The sequence below is a fragment of the Nocardia macrotermitis genome (assembly GCF_009604405.1).
Lineage (GTDB): Bacteria > Actinomycetota > Actinomycetes > Mycobacteriales > Mycobacteriaceae > Nocardia > Nocardia macrotermitis.
On the sequence record NZ_WEGK01000041.1, the window covers coordinates 1 to 3,997 of the forward strand.

The following is a 3,997-nucleotide window of genomic DNA, read 5'->3' on the forward strand; positions in this document are numbered from 1 at the left end:
TCGCACTGAAAGTGTCTTCCCGATCTGCTGTTGATTGTTGCGTAGAGAACATCAATCATCGCAGCTCGGAAGGCACTTTTCCTATTCCGGCACACCCCGCCCCACCGACCACGTCCACGGATTCAGGATTAGCTCTCGGGAGGCGAACCGTCCGACTACCCTGCCCGTCCTTCAAGGCTGGGAACTCATGGCCCCAGCGCCAGTACATATGACTACGCGCCAGGAGTCCATCGGCACCCAGCTCGAGCCAACGCCCCACCTCCACGGGCACGGCGAGCACACAGAGCAGCGCGGGGTTCGAACGATTGGTGCGCGACATCCGGTCGTACGCCCTCGCATCCAGCGCCAAGGCGATCCCCTCGTCGCGCCGCATCAGCCTGCGCGCCGAACACTTCAGCTGCACGGCAATGCTCGGACCGTACATGTTCGGGGAGTAGTCGACACTGGAGCTGAGCGTGACATCGGTGCAGTCGTAATCCTGGGACCACTCACCAACCGTCAAGCCGCAGGAACTGGCCAGCATATGCACATACGCCCGACTCAGTTCTTCCTTCATCGCACTGATCGGCAGGGACCCATCGGGAACCTCGTGCGACACAACGAGAGTCACCCCGGCTCCCCACATCCCGATATACCCGACCCGACCACGGTAAGCCGTTCCCCTCCTCGATCACCTGCGCTGAACATTGAATCCCCTTGGGCAACAACCTATCCGCCCTGTCCAGCACAGTACATCACGTGACGCCCGGTTCGCACCGACACAACCCCGATCACCCGCGAAACGTCCGGAACACGCTGGTGGACTCGCAGACCCCGCGACCACCCGGGCCGTACTGGCCGAGCAGGTCCGTTGGACGCTTCGTTCCTGAGGCAAATATCTACCGACCGGTCCGCACGGGCATTGACATCCGTGGCGAAATCAATTGTGGTATCAGATATTACGCAGCACACTACATTCGACCAGATGTCCAGGGGGACACGTCGTGGCACTCGACAGTCCGAAGCTTCACACCGTACTCGAGCAGATTCGTTCCGGCGCCATGCAACTGCCGGACTTCCAGCGCGATTGGAAGTGGGACGATCAGCGCATCCGGGAGCTGATCGCGACGGTGACGTTGGACTATCCGCTGGGCGTGGTCATGACCTTGGAGACCGGCGGAAAATCGCAGTTTCGCGCGCGCCCGCTCACCGGATCGGAATCCACCGGGCCGATCGACCCCGATCTGCTGCTGCTGGACGGGCAGCAACGTCTCACCTCACTCTTCCAGAGCCTGTACCGGGACGAACCCGTGCTCACCTCGGACGCCCGGGGCAAGGCGCTGGAACGCTGGTACTACATCGATATCCAGCGGGCGATCGTCAGCGGCGGCGATCGTGACGAGTCGATCATCTCGGTTCCACCCGACCGCTTCTACCGGGACAAGTCGAAACGTCCCACGATCGAACTCGATCTCGGCGACACCGCGGCCGAATGCCGCGCCAAGCATTTCCCGCTGCACATCGTCTTCGATGCCGACCGGGTGAATGCGTGGATGCGCGAATTCGTCACCAACGTCACCGACGGGTGGCAGCTGTGGGCCGGCTTCGATCCGATCCTGCACAACATCCGATCGTTCCTGATCCCGATGATCCGGCTGGAAGCCGCCACGACCCCGGACGCGGTGTGTTCGGTCTTCGAGCGAGTCAACACGAACGGTGTGCCGCTCAACGTCTTCGAACTTCTCACCGCCACCTACGCGGGCAACAGGGACTACGAGACCGAACACGCGGACTACTACCGGCTGCCCGAGGTGTGGCAGGACATCAAGAAGGACCTCGCCACGTCCTATCCGGTTCTCGGTCAGCTGGATGCGGGCATCGACCACGGCCTGTCGAGTTCGGACTTCCTGCAGGCCGTCACGCTGGCCTACACCTGGGAGCGCAAACAGGCCGGGCTCACCGCATCGGTGTCGTGCAAGCGACGCGATCTGCTGAACCTACCGCTGACCGCATTCGACAGGATCGCTCCGCAATTGCGGGATTCCTTCGCCTGGGTCGGCGAATTCCTCACCCGCCAGTGCATCGTCCACTCCGATGACCTGCCATATCGGCCGCAACTGCTGCCACTGGCAGTTGCACACACCATCGTCGGTGAGGCAGTGGACGATCCCGGGGCGGAGGCGCGGATTTCCCGCTGGTTCTGGTGTGGTGTGCTGGGCGAGATGTACAGCGGATCGACGGAGAGTCGGCTCTCGCGCGATGTCGAGCAGCTCGTCGAGTGGATACGGGCCGACGGACCGATACCCGATACGGTCGCCGAGGCCATCTTCCTGAACGACCGCCTCGATACCCTCAGCACTCGAAACAGCGCCGCCTACAAGGGAATCTACGCACTGCTGGTCAAACAGGGCGCGATCGACTGGTACTACAATCAGGAACCGATGACCGCGGGATCACTGCTGCAGAATGCCGTGGACATCCGCCAGGTATTCCCGAAGAACTGGTGCAGCCGCAACAATATTCCGACTTCGCGCGCGAATTCGATTGTGAACAAGACGATGCTGTCCAATCGTGCCAGCCGCAGCATCGTCGGGGCACCGAGTTCCTATCTGCCCGTCCTGGCCAGCGAATCTGGTACTCGCGACGAGTGGTTCGACGACTTCATCGCCACCCACCTGATCGACCCGGCGACACTGCGCACCGACGACTTCCACGGATTCTACGCCGATCGCTCCCGGCAACTGGTCGGACTCGTCACCGATGCCATGGGCAAGGACACCCTCTTCCGCGCGCCGACGGAGCGATGACCATGACCGAACTCCCCTCACCGGAACTCATCGCAGCTCTCGGGGGTACCGAGCAGACGATCGCGGAGTTGCTGCGGTTCTTCGGATTTCGAGTGCGCAACTACCATTCGGTGCCGGTAATCGATGCGGCACTGCAATCGGTCGGACTGACCACCGATCCCCCGTTCAGCACCTGCCGCCGGACCGAGACGATGAAAGTTGTCCCACCGGGGCCCGCCACGGTGACCGACGATGACGGGAACGACGCGGACGACTCCCAGTCGGACGCGTTACCGCACCGGCCTTTTCTGGTCAGCGACCTGCCCTGCGCAACCGCGACGGACATTCTGCGGGCGAAGTCCGTCCGCTCGAATGACACCCTGCAGAAGGCCCTGCACATGATGCAGCGCGAGGGGCTGTCCCAGATCCCGGTCATCGATGGGGTTTCCGAGTTGAAAGGCATCGTGACCTGGCGTTCGGTCGCCACGATGTATCTCCGCACGGGCATCGCTCACGAACTCGCGAACGCCATGGAGCCGGCCGAGACGGTCGAAAAACACATGGACCTGTTCCGCGAGTTGCCCCGGCTGAACGAACACGGCTACCTGCTCGTGCGGGACAACACCGGCAGCCTGACCGGAATCATCACCACGGCCGATATCACCAGACGCTTCCACGACACCGCACTGCCGTACTACCTGCTCGGCGAGATCGAGAGCAGACTACGCAGCTGTCTGAGCCGACTCGACGCGAACGCCATCGGCGCGATACTGAAGGGCAAGAACAGTATCGCGGGCTTGATGTTCGGCGACTACCTGAAACTGTTGCATCCAGAATCCGACAAGTACGCCGCTGCCGTAGAAGCCAACTGGCAAAGCCTCGGCTGGCGCGGCGTGGACCGGGCCATGTTCGTCAATGATCTCAGGAGGGTCAAGTCGGTCCGGAACAGCATCGCACACTTCGATCCCACGCCTCCGACCCCGGAGGATATCGACCATCTGCGGAAATTCTCATCGTTGCTGAAGCAGTTGATGTGAGCTCGGCGAGCAAATTCGTCGCAACTTTGTAATCCATTGCCGCACAGGCAATTATTGACCAGGAACTTAACGGTTGAAGCGTAAATGGTGTGTGGGGCCTGGAAGTAGCTGCGGACGTGGCCGGGTAGCTTCTGGACGCGCCGGAAGAAGGACTTCACCGCCAGTTCCATCTGGTCGTGGCCGGTGATGGTTTTG

General features: G+C 61.8%; 3 protein-coding genes. 2 read left to right on the forward strand and 1 reads right to left on the reverse strand.

Features of this window, described 5'->3' with window-relative positions:
- Window positions 1–55 precede the first annotated feature (55 nt).
- Complete coding sequence (locus NRB20_RS37310; protein ID WP_194290152.1) at window positions 56–610, reverse strand: DUF4365 domain-containing protein; 555 nt, start codon at window positions 608–610, stop codon at window positions 56–58.
- A gap of 373 nt (window positions 611–983) precedes the next feature.
- On the opposite strand from NRB20_RS37310, the gene NRB20_RS37315 reads away from it, so the two are divergent.
- Both NRB20_RS37315 and NRB20_RS37320 read left to right on the forward strand, forming a co-directional pair.
- Entirely contained in the window at window positions 984–2,786 is a 1,803-nt protein-coding gene (locus NRB20_RS37315) for a GmrSD restriction endonuclease domain-containing protein (protein WP_319945885.1), read from the forward strand.
- A gap of 221 nt (window positions 2,787–3,007) precedes the next feature.
- The gene (locus NRB20_RS37320) at window positions 3,008–3,802 is read left to right on the forward strand and encodes a CBS domain-containing protein (RefSeq protein ID WP_194290153.1); all 795 of its coding nucleotides are present in this window, start codon (window positions 3,008–3,010) and stop codon (window positions 3,800–3,802) included.
- The last annotated feature ends 195 nt before the right edge of the window (window positions 3,803–3,997 follow it).